We start from the raw sequence: 20,332 nt of genomic DNA on the forward strand, positions 1-20,332 counted from the left end.
GGTTCTAACCGTCCTTGCCACTCACGAGTCTGTACCTAAAGGACACTCTCGCTTTCCCCGCATCTGCGTCGTTTTCTCTTCCCTGACACCGCATCTGCGCACCTGTTGGCGAGTCACCCCCTGGTGGGGGTTGCCCTGGCAGGACCTAAGTAGCACGCTCGACTGTGAGTCCGATCACGGTCGCTCCGGGGTCGGTCCGTGACAACCGAATGACCGGCCGCTCCCGAACGACCCCGGACCAGCGCGGGGTTTCTCTTGCTTTTGGAGGCCTGATGCGCATCACCGTCACCGTCGACGGCACCTGCTACACAGACGACGTCGAGCCCCGCACCCTCCTCGTGCACCATCTGCGCGAACGGCTCGGGAAGGTAGGCACCGTGGTCGGCTGCGACACCAGCAACTGCGGTGCCTGCACCGTCCACCTCGACGGGCACAGCGTGAAATCCTGTTCGGTACTCGCGGTCCAGGCCGACGGCTGCGAGGTCACCACGATCGAGGGACTCGCCCGCGACGGCGAACTGCATCCCGTTCAGAAGGCCTTCCACGAGAACCACGCGCTCCAGTGCGGTTTCTGCACCCCCGGCATGATCATGCAGTCGATCGACCTGCTCGCCGACAATCCCGATCCGGACGAGAAGGCGGTCCGTGAAGGCCTCGAAGGCAACCTGTGCCGCTGCACGGGCTACCAGAACATCGTCCGCGCGGTGCGCGACGTCGCCCACGAGATGCGGCCCGGCGCCGGTCCCGAGGCCGAGCGGCTCGCTTCGGACACCGCTTCCCGTGTCGGCGCGGGTGGTGAGTGATGACCTCCACGATCGAACCGGAGGTAGGCAAGTCCCGTCGCCGCAAGGAGGACGAGCGCCTCATCACCGGCAGGACCCGCTGGACCGACAACCTGACCCTGCCCGGCATGCTGCACCTCGCGGTGCTCCGCAGCCCGTTCGCGCACGCCAAGGTCGTCTCGATCGACGTCACCGAGGCGAAGTCCGCGCCCGGTGTGGTCGCGGTGTTCACCGGGAAGGACCTCGACCCCGAGGGCGCCATCGGCATGCCTTGCGCGTGGCCGATCACGCCGGACATGAAGTCGCCGAGGCGGCCCATCCTCGCCTCGGACACGGTGAACTTCGCCGGTGAGGGGGTCGCGGTGGTCGTCGCCCGCACCTCGGCCGAGGCACACGACGCCCTTGAAATGATCGACGTCGACTACGACGAGCTGCCGGTCGTCCTCGGCCTGGAGAACGCGCTCGCCGAGGGCGCGCCGCTGGTGCACGAGGATCTCGGCACGAACCGGAACGCGTTCTGGGTCTTCGATTCCGCCGACGCGGGAACGGGTTCCAGTGTCGAAGACGCGATCTCGAACTCCGAAGTCGTGCTCAAGCGGCGGTTCCGTCAGCAGCGGCTGGTGCCGGCGTTCATGGAACCGCGGGCGTGCGTCGTGGACCCGACGGGCAATCAGCTGGTCATGTGGTCGGCCACCCAGGTCCCGCATATCCTCAAGACGATGACCGCGGCCACGCTCGGTCTTCCCGAGCACAAGGTGCGGGTGATCGCGCCCGACGTCGGCGGCGGGTTCGGCGGCAAGATCGCCGTGCTGCCCGAAGAGATGATGTCGACGCTCGTCGCGCAGCGGCTCGGCAAACCGGTCAAGTGGACCGAGTCCCGTTCGGAGACGATGGTCGCCGCGCACCACGGCCGCGACCAGATCCAGGACATCACCATCACCGCGAACCGCGACGGCACGGTGACCGGCCTCAAGGTCGAACTGCTCGCCGACATGGGCGCGTACCTCGGCCTCGTCGGCCCCGGCGTGCCGATCCTCGGCGCGTTCATGTTCAACGCGATCTACAAGTTCCCGGCGTACCACTTCGCCTGCACCAACGTGTTCACCAACACCACGCTCACCGACGCGTATCGCGGCGCCGGGCGGCCGGAGGCCACGTTCGGGATCGAGCGGATGATGGACGAACTCGCCGTCGAACTGGGCATGGACCCGATGGAGATCCGCGAGAAGAACTGGATCAAGCACGAGGAGTTCCCGTTCACCACGGTGGCCGGGCTGACCTACGACTCGGGCAACTACGAGGCCGCGACAGCCAAGGCCAAGGAGCTCTTCGACTACGACGGGCTCCGCCGCGAGCAGAAGGAACGGCGGGAATCGGGCGACCCGGTCCAGCTCGGCATCGGCATCTCGACATTCACCGAGATGTGCGGTCTCGCGCCGTCGCGGGTGCTCGGCTCGCTGGACTACGCGGCGGGAGGCTGGGAGCACGCGGAGATCCGCGTGCTGCCCACCGGCAAGATCGAGGTCATCACCGGCGCCTCCGCGCACGGCCAGGGCCACGAGACGGCGTGGAGCCAGATCGTCGCCGACAAACTCGGCGTCCCGTTCGAGGACATCGAGGTCATCCACGGCGACACCCAGTCCTCGCACAAGGGCATGGACACCTACGGCTCCCGGTCGCTGGTGGTCGGCGGGATCGCGGTGGTCAAGGCGGCGGACAAGGTGCTCGCCAAGGCCAAGCCGATCGCGGCGCATCTGATGGAGTGTGCCGAGGACGACCTCGAATTCTCGGCGGGCGAGTTCTCGGTCAAGGGCACGGATTCCTCGACGTCCATCCAGGACATCGCGTGGGCCGTGTTCTCGGCGCACAACCTGCCGGACGGGGTCGAACCGTCGCTGGATTCGTCGGACACGTTCGATCCGGAGAACTTCTCGTTCCCGCACGGCACGCATCTGTGCGCGGCCGAGGTCGACACCGAGACCGGGCGCGTGCGGTTGCGCTCCTATGTCTGCGTCGACGACGTCGGCGTGGCCGTCAACCCGCTGATCGTCGAGGGCCAGGTGCACGGCGGGCTCGCGCAGGGCATCGCGCAGGCGTTGTTCGAGGAGGCCGTCCACGACGAAGGCGGCACGCTGACCACCGGGACCTTCGCCGACTACCTGCTCCCGTCGGCGGCGGATCTGCCCAGTTTCACCACCGACCGCACCGAGACACCGTCGACGACGAACCCGTTGGGCGCCAAGGGAGTCGGAGAGGCGGGAACGATCGCCTCGACCCCGGCGGTGGTCAACGCCGTGGTCGACGCCGTCCGGCACTTCGGGGTGAACGACATCGAAATGCCGTTGACCCCGATGCGGGTCTGGCATGCCATCCAGCACGGGTCGGCCGCCGCGGGCGGGCTGGGCTCCGAAGCGGGTGGCGGTCTCGGTTCGATCGACGCCACCGGAGGTGCCCAGTGATCCCGGCCCCGTTCGACTACGTCGCCCCGTCCACAGTGGACGAAGCGATCAGTGCGCTCGCCGAGGCGGGCGAGGACGCCAAGGTCCTGGCGGGCGGGCAAAGCCTGCTTCCGGTGCTGCGGATGCGGCTCGCCACGCCGACCACGCTGGTGGACCTCGGGAAGATCGCCGAGCTGCGTGGCGTCCGTGAGGACGGCGACGCGCTGGTGATCGGCTCGATGACCACGCATTACGACGTCCAGCGGGACGCGCTGGTCGCCGAGCACGCCGCGTTGCTCAAGGCCGCCACCGACACGGTGGCCGATCCGCAGATCCGCCACCGCGGCACGTTCGGCGGTGCCATCGCGCACGCCGATCCCGCCGGTGACCTGCTGGCTCCCGTGCTCGCGCTCGGCTGCGAACTCGTCGTCGCCGGGCCGGGCGGACGGCGGACGGTCGCCGCGGCGGACTTTTTCCAGGACATGTTCACCACCGCGCTCGCCGCGGACGAACTCCTGGTCGAGGTCCGGGTGCCGAAGCACACCGGCTGGCAGGCCCACTACGAGAAGTTCAACCGGGTCGCGCAGGCGTGGTCGATGGTCGCGGTCGCGGCCTGTGTCCGCACCGAGGCGGGCACCATCGAGGAGGCGCGGGTCGCGCTGACCAACATGGGCTCGACCCCGGTACGGGCGGCCGGGGTCGAGGAGGCCTTGGTCGGCTGCGCGGCCACCGCCGAGGCGATCCGCGGCGCGGCCGAACGCGCGGCCGAGGGCACGAACCCCACGGCCGACGGCAACTCCGACGTCGAATACCGGCAGCACCTCGCGCGGGTGCTGACCGGCCGGGCGGTCCTCGCCGCGGCGGGTTCTTAGATACCAGAGAGGAGGTCGGCCCGTGCGGCTCGACCACGAATTCACCGTTCCCGCCCCGGTCGGCGAGGTCTGGAAGGCCGTCGTCGACCCGGAACGAGTGGCGCCGTGCATGCCGGGCGCCACCGTCACCGAAGTCGACGGGGACGCCTTCAAAGGCACGGTGAAGGTCAAGCTCGGGCCGATCTCCCTGCTCTACAAGGGAACCGGCCACTTCGTCGAGAAGGACGCCGACGCCAAGAGGGTGGTGATCAAGGCAGCGGGCAAGGACGCGCGGGGAGCGGGCACGGCTTCGGCGACGGTGACGCTCACCCTGACCGAGAAGGGCGGCGTCACCCACGGCGCCGTCGCCACGGAGCTGGCGGTCACCGGCAAGCCGGCGCAGTTCGGGCGCGGGATGATCTCCGAGGTCGGCGGCAAGATCCTCGACTCGTTCGCGGACTGCCTGTCCGGCAAGCTCGCCACCACGCCCGAGCCCGAGAAACCCCAGGAACGCCCGCCGTTGCAAGCGGTCAAGCCGGTGACGGAGGGCGAAGCCATCGACCTGATGGAGTACGCGGGCGGATCCGTGGTCAAACGCGTGGCGCCGGTGCTGGTGGCGCTCGCCGGGGTGCTCCTGGTCGTCGCGATCGTGCGGGCTGTGACGCAGCGGACGAAATAGCCGCTTCGCCCAGCCGTTGAACCCGGTATGAAGGCGGATCACGAAGTCGACGTGGCGGTGATCGGGGCGGGCCAGGCGGGTCTGTCGGCGGCGTATCACCTGCGCCGCGCGGGATTCGCCAACGAGGCGGGTTTCGTCGTGCTCGACCACGGCAAACGGCCCGGTGGCGCGTGGCAGTACCGATGGCCTTCGTTGGTGATGGAGAAGGTCCACGGCGTCTACGACCTTCCCGGCATGTCCTTCGGCACCCCGGATCCGAAACAGCCCGCGGCCGAGGCCGTCGCCGAGTACTTCGGCCGGTTCGAGCGCACCTACGACCTTCCGGTCCATCGGCCCGTCGACGTCCTGTCGGTGAGCGCCGAGGACGATCGGCTGGTCGTGGCGAGCGCGGCGGAAACCTGGGCCGCGCGTGCGGTGATCAGCGCGACCGGTACCTGGGACCGCCCGTTCTGGCCGTACTACCCGGGGCAGGAAACCTTCCGCGGCCGCCAGCTGCACACCGCCGACTACACCGGAACCGGCGACTTCCGCGGCAAACGTGCCGTCGTGGTCGGCGGTGGCGCGTCGGCCGTCCAGCTGTTGCTGGAGATCGCGCCCTTCGCGCGCTCGACGCGCTGGGTGGCGCGGCGCCCGCCGGTGTGGCGTGACGAGCCGTTCAGCGAGAACTGGGGCCGGGAGGCCGTCGCGAAGGTCGATCGGCGGGTCCGCGAGGGCCTGCCGCCGAAGAGTGTCGTCAGCGTGACCGACCTGGCGGTGACGCCGGAAGTGCGCGCCGGCCTCGACGCGGGGATCCTCGACCGCCGCCCGATGTTCCAGCGGATCACGCCGGACGGCGTGGAATGGGCGGACGGCACCTTCGAGCCCGCCGACGTCATCTTGTGGGCCACCGGGTTCCGTGCCGCGATCGACCACCTCGCGCCGCTGCGCCTGCGCGCGGCCGGCGGGGGCATCCGGATGGACGGCACCCGCGTCGTCGCCGAGCCGCGGCTGCATCTGGTCGGCTACGGCCCGTCCGCCAGTACCGTCGGCGCGAACCGGGCGGGCCGCACGGCCGTCACCGAGATCCGGCGCCTGCTCGGACGCTGAGGTCGTCGAGGATCCCGGCCGGCTCGGCGGGCCGCCGGAAGAACCCGGCGTGACTGCTCGCGAGGTCGCGGACGCCGAACGGGTTGTCCGGGGCCAGCGCGTCGCCCTCGGCGAGGTAGAGGTCCTGCGCGGCGAGCGGCATCGACCGGTCCTCGGTCAGCCTGACGTACGTGCGCGGGATCCGGCCCCAGGAGTCCTTGTCGGCGCGCTGGTCCCATTCCTGCCCGGTCAGCCAGAACACCTCGTCCGGCTGGCTCGTCACGACGACCTGAAGGAACTGCTCTTCGGTGAGTTCGCCGGAGATGGCCTTCCGCAGCGCGTCGCGCTGGGCGCGGTCGGCACCACGCCAGTTGACCCGGACGAAACCCTGGCGCGACGGGGCACCGACGAGGAGCGGTGCCAGCGCGGGGAAGAGAGCGGACGACGACCACTCGGGCAGCGCCGGGTATTCGCCGGGCGCGCGGTCCGCGGGGCACTGCGCGGCGATGTAGACGACCCGGTCGATCAGCTCGGGGATCGCGTTGGCGGCGGCGGTGACCGGGAGCGACGGCCCGGCGGTACTGGAGGCGATCAGCGCGGCCGCCCCCGCCGCCGGAACGATCTGGGTCCAGCTCAGCACCGTCGGCGACGCGGTCGACGAACTGGTCGCGTACGCCGACGAGCACGGCCTCGTCTTCGTCGACGCACCGGTGCAGGGCACCCGTCAGCCCGCCGAGCTGGGCCAGCTGATCGTGCTGGCGGCGGGCACCACCGAGGCGCGCGAGTCCGTCCAGCCGCTGTTCGACGCCATCGGCAAGCGCACGCTGTGGGTCGGCGAAGACGGCCGCACCGGCGCGGCGAGCAGGCTCAAACTGGTGCTGAACACCTGGGTGATCGCGCTGACCCACGGCGTCGGCGAGGCACTCGCGCTGGCCGAGGGGCTCGGTGTCGAGCCGCGGCATTTCGTCGACGTCGTCACCGGCGGGCCGATGGACAACGGCTACTTCCAGGCGAAGTCCGCCGCGATCCTCAAGAACGACTACACCACCGCCTTCTCGGTCGACAACGCCGAGAAGGACGCCCGGCTGGTGCTGGAAGCCGCGGCCCGCGCGGGTGTCCGGATGGACACCGTCGAGGCCGGGCGAGCCCGGTTCGCCCGCGCGTCCGAGGCCGGACACGGTGCCGAGGACATGGCGGCCGGCTACTTCGCCAGTTTCACCGCTCGCGTTTAGTCCTCTAAAGGCGACTGTTCACGTAGCGCACCTGGCCGGACTTGCCCCGCTCGAACCCCTCCCTTCCCGCGAGGTGTTCCGGAACGCCGACTTCCCACCAGGCACCGGCTTCGGTCCACGAGTCCGGCTGGGTGCGCACCACGACCACCGCCGGCCGGTGCTCGGCCACCGCGGCTTCCCTCGCCCTCGCGTACGCCGCCCGCACCTCGTCCACAGTGGACGCTGTGAACACCGCGCATCCCAGCGATTCCGCATGCCGCGCGAAGTCGACCCGAGGGGGAGTGGTGTGCGCGCTCCGGCAGTCACCGAGGAAGTTGTTGAACGGCTTGCCGCCCTGTCCCTGCTGCAGCCGGGCGATGACCGCGTAACCGTCGTTGTCACAGACCACCGCCACGAAGGGATGTCCGGCGAAGGCGGCCGAGAACAGCTCGGAATTGAGCATCAGGTACGAACCGTCGCCGAGCATCGTGGTGACCAGGCCCTCGGTATGCGCCATCGCCGCACCCCAGGCGCCCGCGAGTTCGTAGCCCATGCACGAGAACCCGTACTCGACGTCCATGCCGATCGAGCCCGATCCGCGCCAGCCGCCGATCAGTTCGCCCGGCATCCCGCCGGACGCGGTCATCACGTAGTCGTGCGGCTCGGAAAGATCGTTGACCGCGCCGACGACCTGGGCGTATGTCGGCAGCTCGCCGGAAGCGGCGCGCAGGGTGTCGATATGCGCGTCCCAGCGGCCGCGTTCCGCCGAGGCGCGCTCTGTCCACTGTGGATCGGCATGCCAGTTCTCCAGCTGGCCTGCCAGATCCACGAGACCCGCGTCTGCGTCGCCCACGACGGCCAGCGCACCGTGCTTGACCGCGTCGAACCGGGCGGCGTTCAGGGTGATCAGCCGGACTCCGGAGGAGAACACCGTCCAGGACGCCGTGGTGAAGTCCTGCAGGCGAGTGCCGATGGCCAGCACCACGTCGGCCTCCGCGGCCAGGACGTTCGCCGACGCCGAGCCGGTGACCCCGAGCGGGCCCGCGTGCAGCGGATGACCGTGCGGGACCAGGGTGCGCCCCGCCGTGGTTTCGGTGACCGGGATGCCGTGCCGTTCGGCGAAGGCCAGCGCGCGCCCGCCCGCGCCGGAATACCGGACGCCGCCGCCGAGCACCAGCAACGGTTTCCGCGCCGCCCGGAGCAGGCCTGCCGCTTCGGTGAGAGCCCGGCGATCGGGCCGCGGGCGGTGCGGACGATGGGTCACCGGCGCGAACAGGGCGTCCGGGAAGTCGTAGGTCTCCGCCTGGACGTCCTGGGGGAGCGCCAGCGTCACCGGCCCCGCGTCCGCCGGATCGGTCAGCACCCTGGTGACCTGCGGCACTGTCGAAAGCAGCTGCTCCGGCCGGACGATACGGTCGAAATACCGGCTCACCGCGCGGAAGGCGTCGTTGACCGTGGCCGTCGGATCGCCGAAATGCTCCACCTGCTGCAACACGGGATCCGGGGCGCGGCTGGTGAAGGTGTCCCCGGGGAGCAGCAGTACCGGCAACCGGTTCGCGTGCGCGACCCCGGCCGCGGTGACCATGTTCAGCGCGCCGGGCCCGATCGACGACGTCACCACGCCGACCTGTCGCCGGTGCGTCGCCTTGGCGTAGCCGACCGCCGCGAGCGCCATGCCCTGCTCGGTCTGCCCACGCCACACGGGGAGTTCGTCACGGTGCTCTTCCAGCGCGGTGCCGAGGCCGAGGACGTTGCCGTGCCCGAAGATCGCGAACACCCCGGGGAACAACGGGACTTCCCGCCCGTCCAGGGTTTCCGACCGCTGCGCCAGCAGCCAGCGCACCAAGGCCTGTGCCGTGGTCAGCTTCATGAGACCCGCCCTTCGTGGCTCGTGACCGGACAGCGCGGATCGAGCTCCTGGTCTTTCCACGTCTCGCGGACCCAGCCGTGCGCCGGGTCGTCGCAGAAGGCCATCGACCGATCGTCGGCGGGCCCTGCCAGGACGTTCAGGTAGTACATCGAATAGCCGGGCGCGGCGACACAAGGCCCGTGGTAGCCGCGCGGGATCAGGAAGACGTCGCCGTCCCGGACCGCGACGTCCTCGTCCAGTTCACCGTCGGAGGTGTACGTCCGGTGCAGGCCGAACCCTTCGCGCGAAGGTGTCACGCCGTCGCGGCCCGCGATGCGGAAGTAGTAGATCTCCTCGTTGACGACCTCGCATTCGGACGCCTCGTCGTGTTTGTGCGGCGGGTACGACGACCAGTTGCCGCCGGGGGTGATCAGCTCGCAGGCGTTCAGCTTGTCCGCGTGCTCCCAGGCACCGGGCACGCCGAAGTTGGTGACCTGCCTGGTCGCCTGTCCGGCCCCGCGCACCTCCACCGGCACGTTTTCGGCCGGTCCGTAGCGCGGTTCGAGACGGCGGGTACAGCGCGCCATCGGCAGTGCGACCTCGATCCCCGCGACTGTCGACAACTCGACTTCGGCGTCCCGTGGCACATAGGCGAAATCCGTGACACGGGTGAACACGGAATCCCGTCCGGCGAGTGCGAAGACCTGTCCGTCGACCCGGACGGTGCAGGAACCCGCCAGGGGCAGGACGAACGCTTCGTATTCGCCTGTGCGCACCAGCCTGGATTCTCCGGCGGCCAACGAGAGAACCCGCAGGCCGCTGTAGTCCCAGCCCGCCGAATCCGGGGTGAGCCGGACCGGGTCCCGCTCGTCCGAAAGCGTCCCGAGTGGACGATGCAGCTTGCTCACAGCAACTCCTCGATCTCGTCGGCGGTGGGCATGGCGTCGGCGCAGGCGAGCCGGGAAGCGACGAGCGCGCCCGCCGCGTTGGCGTAGGTGGCGATCCCCACCGGATCCCAGCCGGACAGCAGACCGTGGATCAGCGCGCCGCCGAAACCGTCCCCGGCGCCGAGCCCGCAGACGACCTCGACCCGCTGGGGCGGCACGGTCCAGCGGCCCCCGGCGGTGGCCACCAGCACCCCTTCGGCGCCTTTCTTGATCACGGCCAGCTCGACCCCCCTGGCCAGCATCCGGGACGCGGCCTCGTCGGGGTCCGCCGTGCCGACGGCGACCTCGGCTTCGGTGCGGTTGCCGACGGCGACCGTGACGTGGTCGAGCATCCAGCCGATCTCTTCCTGAGCCGTCTCGGTGTCGGGCCAGAACATCGGCCGGAAGTCGAGGTCCAGCACGGTATGCGACCGGCGCCCGCGCCGCTGGAGCATCTTGCGCTGGGTGCCGCGCGACGGCTCGGCGGAGACACCGGTGCCGGTGACCCACAGCAGCGGAACGGATTCCACGACGTCCCAGGGCACGTCGTTCTCCGTGATGGTCAGGTCCGGGGCGATGGGGGACCGGTAGAACAGCAGCGGCGGATCCGCGGGCGGGTCGAGCGAGCAGAACACCACCGGCGTCTGCAAGCCGGCCGACGTCCCGACGTGCTCGGGGGACACGCCGAACTCCCGCAACGCCTGCCGCACGTACTCGCCGAAGCCGTCCGGGCCCACTTTCGTCAGCACCGACGTCGAGCGGCCGAGCCGCGCGGCGGCGACCGCGACGTTGGTCGCGGTGCCGCCGAGCGACTTGGCGAAGGTGCTGACCCCGGCCAGCGGCACGCCGCTCTGTTCGGGGTAGAGGTCCACCCCGACCCGGCCGACGGTCAGTGCTTCGAGAGCGGTCATGAAGGGGACTCCGAGGCTCGCAATTCGTGTTCGAGGGCTTCCAGTTCCGCGCCGCCCGCCATCTGCCGGGTCAGCTCGGCCAGATCGATCTCGGACTTCTCGTACGCGCCGAGCGACGCGCCCCGTTTGAGTAGCAGGAAGCGATCGGCCACCGGGTACGCGTGATGCGGGTTGTGCGTGATCAGCACGACGCCGAGCCCGCGGTCACGGGCCTGTGCGACGTACTTGAGCACGACACCCGCCTGTTTGACACCCAGCGCGGCCGTCGGCTCGTCGAGGATCAGCACCTTCGCCCCGAAGTACACCGCGCGTGCGATGGCGACGCACTGCCGTTCACCACCGGACAGCGTGCCGACCGGCTGTTCGACGTCACGCAGGTCGATGCCCATGTCGGACAACGCCTTCTTGGTCGTCTCGCGACCTTTCTTCCGGTCGAGCGCCCGGAACGGGCCGAAACCGACCGTCGGTTCGGAGCCGAGGAAGAAGTTCCGCCACACGCTCATCAGCGGGACGACGGCCAGATCCTGGTACACCGTCGCGATTCCGCGATCGAGCGCCTCACGCGGCGAAGCGAACTTGACCGGCTCTCCCTCGACCAGGAACTCGCCCCGGTCGTGCTGGTGGACCCCGGCGAGGATCTTGATCAGAGTGGATTTGCCCGCGCCGTTGTCGCCGAGCACGCAGGTGACCTCGCCCGCGTCGACCACGGTGGAGACGTCGCGCAGCGCGATCACGCTGCCGTAGGTCTTGCCGACGTCTTTGACCTCGAGAAGATGGCTCATCGCCGCACCCTTTCCGCGCGCCGCCGGAAGGCGTTGTTGACCAGGACCGCGGACAGCAGCATGACCCCGAGGAACAACATGAACCAGTCGCTGTCCCAGCGGGCGAACACGATGCCCTGCCGCGCCATCCCGAAGATCAGCGCGCCGATCGCGGCGCCGATCGCCGAACCGAATCCGCCGGTGAGCAGGCAGCCGCCGATCACGGCCGCGATGATGTACTGGAACTCCAGCCCGATGCCCTGGTTCGCCTGGACGCTCGCGAACCGCAGGATGTTGATCGAGCCGACCAGCCACGCGGCGAGCGCGGTGGTCATGAACAGCAGGATCTTGGTGCGCACCACCGGGACCCCGACCGCGCGCGAACTCTGCGCGGAGCCGCCGACGGCGAAGATCCAGTTGCCGAACCGGGTCCGGACGAGCAGCCAGGCCGCCAGTACGGCGAACCCGATCCACCAGACGATGGAGATCTGGAACGCGGTCCCGCCGATGTCCACTGTGGACGCGAAAACGAAACCGGCGGATTCGTAGCCGTCGGTCGACCGCATCCCGGACACCTGGACGGTGCCGGTGACCAGGCGGGTCACGCCGAGGTTGAGCCCCTGCAGTGCCAGGAACGTGCCCAGGGTGACGATGAAGCTGGGCAGTCCGGTGCGCATCACCAGCCAGCCGTTGAACGCGCCCACCGCGAGGGCGAAGACCAGCGACGCGAACAGCGCGAGCCAGACGTTCCAGCCGGCCTGTGTCGCCAGTGTCGCGGTGACGAGCGCGGTGGACGCCGTCATCACGCCCGCCGAGAGATCGAACTCGCCGCCGATCATCAGCAGGGACACCGCGACCGCCATGATGCCGAGCGTCGAGGCGTCGTCCAGCCAGGTCGCCACGCCGCTGCCGCTGAAGAACTGGTCGGTGACGAGGGTGAAGAACAGGAAGACGACGACGGCGCCGAGCAGCGCGCCGATCTCGGGGCGGACGACCAGCCGGTCGAGCAGCCGGGGTTTCGCGATCCGTTCGTCGAGCATGGTGGTTGTCATCGCGTGCCCCTTTGCACGTACTGGCCGACGGTGTCCACAGTGGATTTGTCGACCAGGTCGGGTCCGGTGAGCACCGGCTTCCCGCCGCCGACGACGTTCGCGTTGTCCCGGTAGAGCTTGAGGAACTGCACCGGGAGATAGCCCTGCTCGTACTGCTGCTGGTCGACCGCGAAGACCACTTCGCCCGCCTTGATCGCGCCGACGACGTCGGTGTTGAGGTCGAAAGTGCCGACCTGGGCCTCCGAGCCCACCGCCTTGATCGCGCTCACCGCCCGAGCCGCGACCTGGGAGTTCAACGTCAGAACGGCGTCGAGGGAGGAGTCGGTCCGCACCGCGCCCCTGATCCGGGATTCGGCGTCGGTGGGGTTGCTGATGTCGACCTGCAAGGTCTGCACGTCACCCGCGAAGCCGGTCTTGGCGCCGTCGCATCGCTGCGCCTGCCCGACGTTGCCCGCTTCGTGGACCACGCAGAGCAGCTTCTTCTTGCCGAGTTCCCGGAACTTCTTCCCGGCTTCCTCGCCGGCGATGGTCTCGTTCTGCCCGACGTGGGTGAGCGCGCCGTAGCCCGCGCTCTTGTCCTCGCCGGAGTTGATGGTGATGACCGGGATCCCGGCGCGGACCGCGTTCTCGATCGAGGTCTTGAGCGCCTCCGGGTTCGCCATCGACACCACCAGCCCGCCGACCCGCTGGGCGACCGCGTTGTCGATCAGCTTGGCCTGGTTGCCGGGGTCTCCGTCGGAGTTGTACTCGACCTGGACGTCGAGCTGCCTGCCCGCCTCCTCGGCGCCGTTCTTGACCACGTTCCAGAACGCGTCACCCGCCGTGCCGTGCGAGATGACCGCGACCCGCAGCGGACCACTCGGCTGCGCCGTCGTCGCCGGGCCCACTCCCGCGGTGGGTTTCTCCTCGGCCTTCGGCCCGGTGCACGCGGACAGGAGCAGCAGCCCCGCCACGGCCACCAAAGCCATTTTCAAGCGATGGGACATCGTCGTCTCTCCTCGCTTCTTCCGTTACCTGGCAGCCGGGAGCCGGCTGACGATTCCGTCGAGACGCGCCAGGCTCCTGGCCACATCCCGCTTCGGCAGATCCTCCGGGCTCCCCTCGCTCAGCGCGGTGTCCTGTTCGAGCACGTACCACCCGTCGTAGCCCGCCTCGTGGACGGACCTGACCATCGTTTCGATGTCGACGTCACCGTCGCCGAGGGGGACATAGAGACCTTTGCCCACGGCCTCGGCGTAGGGAAGCCTGCCGGCGCGGACGTCTTCGGCGAGCTCGCCGCGCACGTCCTTGAGATGCAGATGGCCGACCCGTTCGGGGTACCGCTTCGCCAGCGCGACCGGATCGGTCCCGCCGATCAGGAGATGCCCGGTGTCCAGGCACAGCGGGAGAGCGGAATCCGCGAGGAAACGCTCGACCTCGTCCTCGGTCTCCGCGTGCGTCCCGACGTGCGGGTGCAGCACGGTGCGAAGGCCGTGGCGCGCGGCGATTTCCTCGATCTCGCCGGAGGTTTCGACGAGGGTCGTCCATTCGGTGTCGCTCAGCTTCGGCCGGTCGTCGTAGCCGTCGAGACCGGTGGCGGCGGCGAGCACGAGCACGTCACCGCCACAGGCCGCGAACAGCGCGGCGGACTCCTCGGCCTCGGCCAGCGCGGCTTCGGGGTTCTCGTGCAGTACCACGGCGAGGAAACCGCCGACGAGTTCGAGCTCGTACCCGCCGAGCAGTTCGCGCAGGGCGGCCGGGTCGCGCGGCAGGTATCCGGGTGGGCCCAGTTCGGTGGCGCGCACTCCCAGTTCCGCCATCTCGCCCAGTACGGTGCCCGCGTCGAGCACGCGGCCCCAGCCGGGGACTTCGCAGACACCCCAGGAGATCGGGGCGGCGGCGATGCGGATCCGGGGTGTCGTGGCTGTCATCGGCGGCCTCCGGGAGATCGATTAGAGCGCTCTATTGATTAGAGCGCTCTAATCATGTAGCGTCCGTCACAGTAAAGTCAAGGGCAGGGGGACAGTGGAAATGGCGCGACCGACGATGGAGGACGTCGCCGCAAAGGCGGGGGTGTCCCGTGCGCTTGTGTCGCTGGTGATGCGGAACGCGCCGAACGTCTCCGACGAACGGCGCACGCGCGTGCTGTGCGCGGCGCACGAACTGGGTTACCAACCGCACGCGATGGCCAGGTCGCTGGCGAGCCGGACGTCGACCGTCCTCGGCGTGATGGTCTCCGATCTCCGCAACGCGTTCTTCGCCGACGTCGTCGAGGGGCTGGACGCGGCGGCCGAAGCGGCCGGGTTCCACTTGATCCTCAACACCGGTGGCCGCAGTCCCGCGCGCGAGCGTGCCGCGCTGAAGAGCCTGCTGTCCTTCCGGCCAGCCGGGGTGATCCTCCTGTCGCCGGTGGTCCCCGCGTCGGCGATCGAGGAAGCGGCCGCGCAAGGTCCCGTCGTCCTGGTGTCGCGCACTTCGCGCGCCGCGGGCGTGGACACGGTGAACGACGACGGCGAGGCCGGTTCCGCGCTCGCCGTCGATCACCTGGTTTCCTTGGGGCACCGAAGGATCGCGCATTTGGACGGTGGGCTCGCCGCCGGCGCGGCGGCCCGGCGCCGGGGTTACCAGCGGGCCATGCGGCGGCATCGGCTGCATCCGATCATCGTGCACAGCGAGCACACGGACACCGCCGGGGAGAAGGCCGTGCATGAATTGCTCAGCGACCCTCCGCAGGGAGGGATGCCGACGGCGCTGGTGGCGGGCAACGACTTCAACGCCGTCGGCGCGATCTCCGCGCTCGAAGAGGTGGGCCTGCGCGTGCCGGAGGACGTCTCCGTGGTCGGCTACGACAACACCTCGCTCGCCGCGCTGCGCCATCTCTCACTGACCACTGTGGACCAGCCGCGTACGGAAATGGGCAGGCTGGCCGTCGAAGCACTGCTCGAACGGATCCGGGGCGAACGCGCCGAGCCGGTCCGGCATCTGCTGCACCCGTCGCTGGTGGTCCGTTCGACCACCGCCGCTCCAGAAAGGTAACCACATGAGGTTGGGACTCGCCGGCACCGGCCGGATCGGCACTTCGCACGCCGAGACCTTGAAGAGCTTCGACGAGGTTTCCTCCGTGGTCGTCGCCGACGTCGACACCGCCCGTGCCCAGGCCGCCGCCGCGAAGCTCGGCGTCGAAGCGGCGGCGGACATCCCCTCGCTGTTCGCGTCCTCTTTGGACGGCCTGGTGATCGCCGCGGCGACGGACGCGCATCCGGAACTGATCCTCAAGGCCGTGGACGCGGGCATCCCGGTGTTCTGCGAGAAGCCGGTCGCCGCCGACATCCCGGGGACACTCGCGGTGATCGACAAGATCTCCGGTGCGGACGTGCCGGTGCAGATCGGTTTCCAGCGCAGGTTCGACGCCGGCTACACCGCCGCGCGGGCGGCGGTGGCCTCGGGCGAACTCGGCTGGCTGCACACCTTGCGCGCGACCACGCTCGACCCGGCACCGCCGCCCGCCGAGTACGTCGCGCACTCCGGTGGCCTGTTCCGCGACTGCGGCGTGCACGACTTCGACGTCGTCCGGTTCGTGAGCGGCCGCGAGGTCGTCGAGGTCTACGCGGTCGGTGCCAACAAGGGCGAGCGGTTCTTCGTCGACGCAGGTGACGTCGACACCGCGGCCGCGACGCTGACGCTGGACGACGGAACGCTGGCGGTGGTTTCGCTGACGCGCTATAACGGCGCGGGCTACGACGTCCGGCTGGAAGTCTTCGGCTCGGCGGGCAACGCCGTGGTCGGCCTGGACGACCGCGCGCCGTTGACCTCGGTGGAGCCCGGCGTCCAGCCGTTGCCCGGCCCGGCCTATCCCGGGTTCATGGAACGCTTCCGCCCCGCGTACATCAGTGAACTGAAGGCGTTCCTCGACGTCGCCGCCGGTCGCGCGCCGAGCCCGTGCGGCGCGGCGGACGCACTGGAAGCGTTCTACATCGCCGAGGCGTGCGAGGTCTCGCGCCGCGAACGCCGCCCGGTTCGCGTGGACGAGGTCCGCGTCTGACCACGGGAGTCACGACCGCTGTACCGATGTCGGCGGTTCGCGTGATCGACCCGGCTGGGTGGACGACACGAGCGTGACCGGGTTCCGCCGCGAGTCGTCCGCCCCATCACGCGAGTCGTCCGTCCAGTCACGCGAAATCGCCGCACCCTGGCACGGCGTCACCGCGCCGCGAAGGCAGCTTCCTGCCATAAACAGCCCGCCGCGAGCCACTTCTCGCTACGGTGGCCACGAACCACGACAGGCGGCCGGTTCGTGCCGCCGAACGCGCGAGGAGTGCGGATGCAGCCGAATCCACCGCGGCCCGGCTTTCCGCAGTACGGTCAGCCAACCGCGAGCGGACCCGCGCCGTGGAGCGAGCCGAGGCCGCCCAAGCCGAGGGCCAACGTCGCGGCGGCGATGGTCGCAGGCATCCTGGCGCTGCTCGCCGCCACCATGCTCGTCTGGTTCGCGCTCTACAACGTCATCGTCGCCACGGAGGCGGACGATCGCCCGTCGGGCATCGTGGTGCAGAACATGGTCAGCGGCACCATCTCCGCCGTGGTCCTGGTGATCGCGGCGGTGTTCACGTTCGCCCGCCGGATTCCCGCCGCGTGGACTCTGTTCGGGCTTTGCTTGTTCTACGTGGTCGCGGTCTTCGTGGGGACGCCCCTGGTGTGGGGCACGCCGTTCGGCGCTCAGGTCAAGTGGCTCTTCAGCTTCGACGACGGCGACAGCACCGCCATGGCGGTGACGATCATCCTCGCCGTTCTGACGGCGATCGCGGCGGCGATCGCCGGTAGCGTGAAATCCAACGGCGGGAAGAACTAAAGCTCGTCCAGGATCAGCTTCGCGCGTTCTTCGACGAGCCGGTAGCCGGAGCGCGCGGCGAGCTCCTGTGCCAGTTCGCCGTGCGTCCGGGCCTCCGCGAGCTTTCCCAGTTTCAGCAGGGTTTCCGCGAGTCCGGTGCGTGCGGCGGCCTCGCACCAGAAGAAGCTGGTCGTCCGCGCGATGGACAACGCGAGCCGATAGTGCTCGGCGGCCTCTTCCGGCAGGCTGAGCCGCAGGCAGACCTCGCCGAGCCCGACGAGCGTCCAGGCTTCGGTGCCTCGGTCGCCGATCTTGCGGGTGAGTTCGACGGCTTCGAGCGCGTCCGCACGGTTCTGCTCGCTCGGGTCGCGCCTGCTTTCGAGCACGGCCCTGCCGGAGAGCGCCGTCGCCTCGCCGTAGGTGTAGCCCAGCTCGCGGTTGGCCGCGAGCGCGCGAGTGTAGAAATCGTAGGCGTCGTCGAGGAGGCCGAGGTCGCGGTGCACGTTGCCGAGGTCGACCAGCAGGACCGCGACGCTGAACCGGGCGCCGTCCCGTTCGGAGACCGCGAGCGCGCGCGTGAAGTTGGCGAGCGCCTCGTCGAGCTGCCCCGTCTGCCAGTACGGGAAACCGAGGTTCGCCAGCGCCATCGAGACGGCGGGCATGTTGAGTTCTTCGCACAGCCGCAGGGATTCCAGCCCGCAGCGGATCGCCTCCTGCGGGTTGCCGAGACGCTGGTGCACCGCGCTGAGATTGTTGAGCACGGCCGCGCGGCCGGCGTCCCAGCCGTCGAGGAGATCACCGCGCAAGGCGCTGGTGAGGTGTTCGCGCGCTTCGTCGTAGCGGCCGCTGTTGACGCAGGCCAGCGCGATGCTCAGATGCATCGCGGCCTGGGCTTGCCCGGCGCCGCTGCGGCGCGCGGCCTTGAGCGCGGTCGAGGCCGTGTCGATCCATTCCGCGTGATGCCCGCGTTGGTGGAAAAAGGCGCGGAGCGCGTCGGCAAGATGCCAGGAGAACTCGGGCGGGCCGTGTTCGGCACTGTGCTCGACGGCGGCGGCGAGGTTCGGCCATTCGGCGTCCAGCCAGGCCAGCGCCTCTTCGGTGTCGGCGAAGGGTTTGCCCGCGGGTTCTTCGCGCGGCAGGCGCAGGAAGTGCGGGATGAGGGCACGTCCCGCGGCGTCGGCGGTGCTCAGGTAGCTCTCGAAGAGCCGCCTCTCCGCGGCGTCACGTTCGGCCTTGGAGTCCTCCGACAGCGTGCGGCCCGCCGCGAAACTGCGGAGAAGATCGTGAAACCGGTAGCGCCCCGGGGTGTAGCGCTCGACCAGGTGCGCCGCCGCGAGCGCCTTGAGCTGCTGGTTCGCCTTCGAGTGCGGAACGCCGGTCAGTGCCTGCGCGGCGGGAGCGGTGAACGTCTGGCCCGGAACCAGCGCGAGACGGCGGAACAGCTCGCGGTGCTCCTCGGGAAGCGCCCGGTAGGAGACGCCGAACGCCGTGGTCACGGCGCTTTCCTCGGCGCCGTCGACGGTCAGCTCCGCCAGCGGGTCACCACCGGCGAGCTCGCGGGCGAGTTCGGCGATCTCGGGTTCGCCACTGGCACCGAGGTTGGCCGCCGCGATCCGGAGGGCGAGCGGAAGATGCCCGCACAGCCGCGCCAGTTCCGCGGCCGCGACGGCCTCGGCGGCGACGGTTTCGCTGCCGAGCACGGCTTCCAGCAGGTGCCGCGCGTCTTCGGCGGGCAGCACGGACAGCGGGAGCGCGCGGGCGCCGGTGCGCGCGATGAGGTCGCCGAGCCGCTGGCGGCTGGTGACCAGGACGGTGCCCGAAGGCGGCAGCAGCGGCAGCACCTGGCCGCTGTCGCGCACGTTGTCGAGCACCAGCAGCACCCGGCGGTCGGCGAGGAGGGAGCGGAGCAACGCGGCCCGCGTGTCGGTGTCCGGGGGGATCGCCTTGGGCGCGGTGCCGAGTGCCTGCAGGAGCTGGGTGAGCGCGACGGCCGGGGTGAGTGGTTCGTGGTCGGGATCGAAGCCGCGCAGGTCGAGATAGAGCTGGCCGTCGGGGAACGCGTCGCGGACGCGGTGGGCCCAGCGGACCGCGAGCGCGGTCTTGCCGACCCCGGCGGTCCCGCTGATGACCCAGATGTCGGTGCCGTCGGCCGGGTGCCGGGCGGCCTCGTCGAGCCGTTCCAGTTCGGCCGCGCGTCCGGCGAATCCCCGGACGTCGTGTGGCAACTGGGCCGGGCGGACAGGCCTGGTCGCGGGTTCCAGCGCGGGATCGGCGGCGAGGATGGCGGCTTCCAGGCGTCGCAGCTCGGGAGAGGGATCGAGGCCCAGCTCGGTACCGAGCCGGCCCCGCAGCGCCCGGAACGCCTCGAGAGCGTCGTCGGTACGGCCTTCGCGGTGCAGCGCGAGCATGAGCTGGCCGACGAACCGCTGGCGCAAGGGATGCGCGGCGACCAGCTCGGTCAGCTCCGCGAGGACCTGCCTGCCGCGGCCGAGCCGCAGCTGCGCTTCGGCGCGATCCTCGAGCGCCGTCCAGCGCGCCTCGTTCATGCCGCCGCGAAGCCGCTGGGCGACCTCGCCGCTCACCACATCGGACAACGCCTCGCCGCGCCACAGGCCGAGCGCCTCGTCCAAGAGCTCCACGGCGGTCTCGTCGTCGGCGTCGCGGGCTTGCGCGGTCAGCTCGGTGAAGCGGTGCAGGTCGACCTGACGTGGGTCGACCTTGAGCAGGTACCGGGTCCCCTCGGAGACGATCTCCGGCCCGCCCGCGCCGCGGAACACCGCGCGCAGCCTGGACACCAGCGCTTGAACGGTGTTCCGTGCACTGGCGGGGGGTTCTTCGGGCCAGAGCAGGTCGATGATCCGGTCGCGCGGCACCGGCTTGCCCGCCTCCAGCAGCAGAACCGCCAGCACGAGCCGTTGTTTGGGCGAGCCGAGATCGACCGGAACGCCACCGGCCCGCGCCTCGACGGCGCCGAGGACGCGGAACTCCACGCGGCCACCT

At 70.1% G+C, this 20,332-nt stretch carries 18 protein-coding genes; 9 read left to right on the top strand and 9 right to left on the bottom strand.

What is annotated here, in order from left to right; translation table 11 throughout:
• Positions 1–272: 272 nt before the first annotated feature.
• Genes AC069I_RS11725 through AC069I_RS11745 form a run of 5 tightly spaced genes read left to right on the top strand, consistent with a single transcriptional unit; the run spans position 273 to position 5,836 of the window.
• Positions 273–803 carry a (2Fe-2S)-binding protein gene (locus AC069I_RS11725; protein ID WP_478225666.1) on the top strand — a complete coding sequence of 177 codons (531 nt, stop codon included), beginning with the start codon at positions 273–275 and terminating at the stop codon, positions 801–803.
• Positions 803–3,241, top strand: coding sequence for a xanthine dehydrogenase family protein molybdopterin-binding subunit (locus AC069I_RS11730; RefSeq protein ID WP_478265395.1), 2,439 nt, complete (start codon positions 803–805; stop codon positions 3,239–3,241). Before AC069I_RS11725 ends, AC069I_RS11730 begins: the two co-directional genes overlap by 1 nt.
• On the top strand, positions 3,238–4,092 hold the full coding sequence (locus AC069I_RS11735) for an FAD binding domain-containing protein (protein ID WP_478225664.1): 855 nt from the start codon (positions 3,238–3,240) through the stop codon (positions 4,090–4,092). The genes AC069I_RS11730 and AC069I_RS11735 overlap by 4 nt, the downstream gene beginning before the upstream one ends.
• Before the next feature lie 22 nt (positions 4,093–4,114).
• Entirely contained in the window at positions 4,115–4,750 is a 636-nt protein-coding gene (locus AC069I_RS11740; RefSeq protein WP_478265396.1) for an SRPBCC family protein, read from the top strand.
• A 27-nt stretch (positions 4,751–4,777) separates the two neighbouring features.
• Positions 4,778–5,836, top strand: coding sequence for an NAD(P)-binding domain-containing protein (locus AC069I_RS11745; protein WP_478265397.1), 1,059 nt, complete (start codon positions 4,778–4,780; stop codon positions 5,834–5,836).
• On the opposite strand, the gene AC069I_RS11750 is transcribed toward AC069I_RS11745, so the two are convergent.
• Positions 5,805–6,455, bottom strand: coding sequence for an alpha/beta hydrolase (locus AC069I_RS11750; protein WP_478225661.1), 651 nt, complete (start codon positions 6,453–6,455; stop codon positions 5,805–5,807). The genes AC069I_RS11745 and AC069I_RS11750 overlap by 32 nt on opposite strands.
• Here AC069I_RS11750 and AC069I_RS11755 point away from each other — a divergent pair.
• Positions 6,370–7,047, top strand: coding sequence for an NAD(P)-dependent oxidoreductase (locus AC069I_RS11755; RefSeq protein WP_478225660.1), 678 nt, complete (start codon positions 6,370–6,372; stop codon positions 7,045–7,047). The genes AC069I_RS11750 and AC069I_RS11755 overlap by 86 nt on opposite strands.
• A gap of 4 nt (positions 7,048–7,051) precedes the next feature.
• On the opposite strand, the gene iolD is transcribed toward AC069I_RS11755, so the two are convergent.
• Genes iolD through AC069I_RS11790 form a run of 7 tightly spaced genes read right to left on the bottom strand, consistent with a single transcriptional unit; the run spans position 7,052 to position 14,435 of the window.
• Positions 7,052–8,896, bottom strand: coding sequence for a 3D-(3,5/4)-trihydroxycyclohexane-1,2-dione acylhydrolase (decyclizing) (gene iolD / locus AC069I_RS11760; RefSeq protein WP_478225659.1), 1,845 nt, complete (start codon positions 8,894–8,896; stop codon positions 7,052–7,054).
• Positions 8,893–9,783 (bottom strand): 5-deoxy-glucuronate isomerase, encoded by an 891-nt coding sequence (iolB, locus tag AC069I_RS11765; RefSeq protein WP_478231523.1) that lies wholly within the window; start codon positions 9,781–9,783, stop codon positions 8,893–8,895. The genes iolD and iolB overlap by 4 nt, the downstream gene beginning before the upstream one ends.
• Complete coding sequence (iolC, locus tag AC069I_RS11770) at positions 9,780–10,712, bottom strand: 5-dehydro-2-deoxygluconokinase (protein ID WP_478265398.1); 933 nt, start codon at positions 10,710–10,712, stop codon at positions 9,780–9,782. Before iolC ends, iolB begins: the two co-directional genes overlap by 4 nt.
• Positions 10,709–11,494, bottom strand: coding sequence for an ATP-binding cassette domain-containing protein (locus tag AC069I_RS11775; protein WP_478225656.1), 786 nt, complete (start codon positions 11,492–11,494; stop codon positions 10,709–10,711). The genes iolC and AC069I_RS11775 overlap by 4 nt, the downstream gene beginning before the upstream one ends.
• The gene (locus AC069I_RS11780) at positions 11,491–12,525 is read right to left on the bottom strand and encodes an ABC transporter permease (protein ID WP_478231520.1); all 1,035 of its coding nucleotides are present in this window, start codon (positions 12,523–12,525) and stop codon (positions 11,491–11,493) included. Before AC069I_RS11780 ends, AC069I_RS11775 begins: the two co-directional genes overlap by 4 nt.
• Positions 12,522–13,511, bottom strand: coding sequence for a sugar ABC transporter substrate-binding protein (locus AC069I_RS11785; protein WP_478225654.1), 990 nt, complete (start codon positions 13,509–13,511; stop codon positions 12,522–12,524). The genes AC069I_RS11780 and AC069I_RS11785 overlap by 4 nt, the downstream gene beginning before the upstream one ends.
• Positions 13,512–13,535: 24 nt before the next feature.
• Complete coding sequence (locus AC069I_RS11790) at positions 13,536–14,435, bottom strand: sugar phosphate isomerase/epimerase family protein (RefSeq protein WP_478225653.1); 900 nt, start codon at positions 14,433–14,435, stop codon at positions 13,536–13,538.
• 100 nt (positions 14,436–14,535) lie between these two features.
• Between AC069I_RS11790 and AC069I_RS11795 the strand changes: the two genes are divergently transcribed.
• From AC069I_RS11795 to AC069I_RS11805, 3 genes are all read left to right on the top strand, one after another.
• Positions 14,536–15,540, top strand: a complete 1,005-nt coding sequence (locus tag AC069I_RS11795; RefSeq protein WP_478225652.1) for a LacI family DNA-binding transcriptional regulator — start codon at positions 14,536–14,538, stop codon at positions 15,538–15,540.
• Positions 15,541–15,544: 4 nt separating this feature from the next.
• On the top strand, positions 15,545–16,546 hold the full coding sequence (locus AC069I_RS11800; protein ID WP_478225651.1) for a Gfo/Idh/MocA family protein: 1,002 nt from the start codon (positions 15,545–15,547) through the stop codon (positions 16,544–16,546).
• Positions 16,547–16,825: 279 nt separating this feature from the next.
• Positions 16,826–17,353: a hypothetical protein gene (locus AC069I_RS11805; RefSeq protein ID WP_478225650.1), complete on the top strand. Its 528-nt coding sequence runs from the start codon at positions 16,826–16,828 to the stop codon at positions 17,351–17,353.
• Here AC069I_RS11805 and AC069I_RS11810 read toward each other — a convergent pair.
• On the bottom strand, positions 17,350–20,322 hold the full coding sequence (locus tag AC069I_RS11810; protein ID WP_478265399.1) for an AfsR/SARP family transcriptional regulator: 2,973 nt from the start codon (positions 20,320–20,322) through the stop codon (positions 17,350–17,352). The genes AC069I_RS11805 and AC069I_RS11810 overlap by 4 nt on opposite strands.
• Positions 20,323–20,332 lie beyond the last annotated feature (10 nt).

The organism is Amycolatopsis sp. NPDC043885 (assembly GCF_056435685.1).

What these genes read in the sequence shown, in the direction of transcription:
- AC069I_RS11725 (WP_478225666.1), top strand. Translation starts at nt 273, where the DNA reads ATGCGCATCACCGTCACCGTCGACGGCACCTGCTACACAGACGACGTC.
- AC069I_RS11730 (WP_478265395.1), top strand. Translation starts at nt 803, where the DNA reads ATGACCTCCACGATCGAACCGGAGGTAGGCAAGTCCCGTCGCCGCAAG.
- AC069I_RS11745 (WP_478265397.1), top strand. Translation starts at nt 4,778, where the DNA reads ATGAAGGCGGATCACGAAGTCGACGTGGCGGTGATCGGGGCGGGCCAG.
- iolD (WP_478225659.1), bottom strand. Translation starts at nt 8,896, where the DNA reads ATGAAGCTGACCACGGCACAGGCCTTGGTGCGCTGGCTGCTGGCGCAG.
- iolC (WP_478265398.1), bottom strand. Translation starts at nt 10,712, where the DNA reads ATGACCGCTCTCGAAGCACTGACCGTCGGCCGGGTCGGGGTGGACCTC.
- AC069I_RS11775 (WP_478225656.1), bottom strand. Translation starts at nt 11,494, where the DNA reads ATGAGCCATCTTCTCGAGGTCAAAGACGTCGGCAAGACCTACGGCAGC.
- AC069I_RS11780 (WP_478231520.1), bottom strand. Translation starts at nt 12,525, where the DNA reads ATGACAACCACCATGCTCGACGAACGGATCGCGAAACCCCGGCTGCTC.
- AC069I_RS11785 (WP_478225654.1), bottom strand. Translation starts at nt 13,511, where the DNA reads ATGTCCCATCGCTTGAAAATGGCTTTGGTGGCCGTGGCGGGGCTGCTG.
- AC069I_RS11790 (WP_478225653.1), bottom strand. Translation starts at nt 14,435, where the DNA reads ATGACAGCCACGACACCCCGGATCCGCATCGCCGCCGCCCCGATCTCC.
- AC069I_RS11795 (WP_478225652.1), top strand. Translation starts at nt 14,536, where the DNA reads ATGGCGCGACCGACGATGGAGGACGTCGCCGCAAAGGCGGGGGTGTCC.
- AC069I_RS11800 (WP_478225651.1), top strand. Translation starts at nt 15,545, where the DNA reads ATGAGGTTGGGACTCGCCGGCACCGGCCGGATCGGCACTTCGCACGCC.
- AC069I_RS11805 (WP_478225650.1), top strand. Translation starts at nt 16,826, where the DNA reads ATGCAGCCGAATCCACCGCGGCCCGGCTTTCCGCAGTACGGTCAGCCA.